The sequence below is a fragment of the Nocardia sp. NPDC058497 genome (assembly GCF_042720195.1).
Lineage (GTDB): Bacteria > Actinomycetota > Actinomycetes > Mycobacteriales > Mycobacteriaceae > Nocardia.
Window position 1 is genome coordinate 1 of sequence record NZ_JBHXMY010001037.1, and the last position, 1099, is coordinate 1099.

The window sequence follows — 1099 nt, forward strand, 5'->3', positions numbered from 1 at the left end:
GGCCAGCATCTTGTCGCGCTGCTCCTCGAACTTGAGCACGTCCTCGCCCAGCTTGTCGAGGAACCCGGCCAGCCGCTCCCGGGTGGCCTCACCGCGGGCGGTGAAGTCGGTGCGCTCGAAGATGTTCCACTTCTTGAGCACCGGCTGGACGACCTCTTCGAGGTGCTGACGCAGGTCGTAGATGCCGTGCTTGGCCATCAGCACGCCGTTGCGGCGGAAGTTCGGCATACCGGCGCCGGGCATCTGGAAGTTCTCGACGATGAGCGAGATGGCCTCGATCGCCTGGTCGGGCGACAGGTCCAGGGCGGCGCCGCAGAGGTTGCGGTAGAAGATCATGTGCAGGTTCTCGTCGGCGGCGACGCGCTGCAGCATGCGGTCGGCGATCGGGTCGTCGCACACCTTGCCGGTGTTGCGGTGACTCACGCGCGTGGCCAGCTCCTGGAAGGTCACGTAGGCGACCGAGTGCAGGAAGCCGGCGTCCACCTCGGTGGGCGAGGCGAAACCGTTGGTCATGTGGATCATGCGGGCGTTCTCGAGTGCCACCGGATCGACGCCGCGGGTGACCACCAGGTAGTCGCGCATCACGATGCCGTGGCGGTTCTCCTCGGCGGTCCAGCGGCCGACCCAGGTGCCCCAGGCGCCGTCCTGGGAGAAGTTCTCGGCGATCTCACGGTGGTAGGACGGCAGGTTGTCCTCGGTGAGCAGATTGGTGATCATGGCCGCCTTGGCGACCTCGTTGAGCTTGGACTGCTCAGGATCCCAGTCGATGCCGCCCATGGCGGCGAAGTTGCGGCCCTCATCCCACGGGACGTAATCGTGGGGGTGCCATTCCTTGGCGAGCGACAGGTGTCGGTTGACGTTTTCTTCGGCAACCGGCTCCAACTCCGTGAGCAGTTCGAGTTGAGTCAGATCCCTTGCCATGTAAAAAACCCTTCGCTGTCGTGCTTACGGTCGAACGTCGCGATTCGGTCATACCCTACGGCACCGTAGGTGTGATGCGATACGCAACTGAGTGGTATGCCACAGAAGTTGAGTCATGCCACAACCTCAGTCGACACTGTCTCGTGATGCTGACGAGTGTAAGAGCTCGGCCCGCAGC

1 protein-coding gene is annotated in these 1099 nt (G+C 63.7%); it reads right to left on the reverse strand.

Translation table 11 applies throughout. The features are described from left to right. A partial coding sequence (locus tag ACFWPJ_RS33510; RefSeq protein WP_378857633.1) for an acyl-ACP desaturase occupies positions 1 to 921 on the reverse strand: 921 nt, incomplete at its 3' end. Between the last annotated feature and the right edge of the window lie 178 nt (positions 922 to 1099).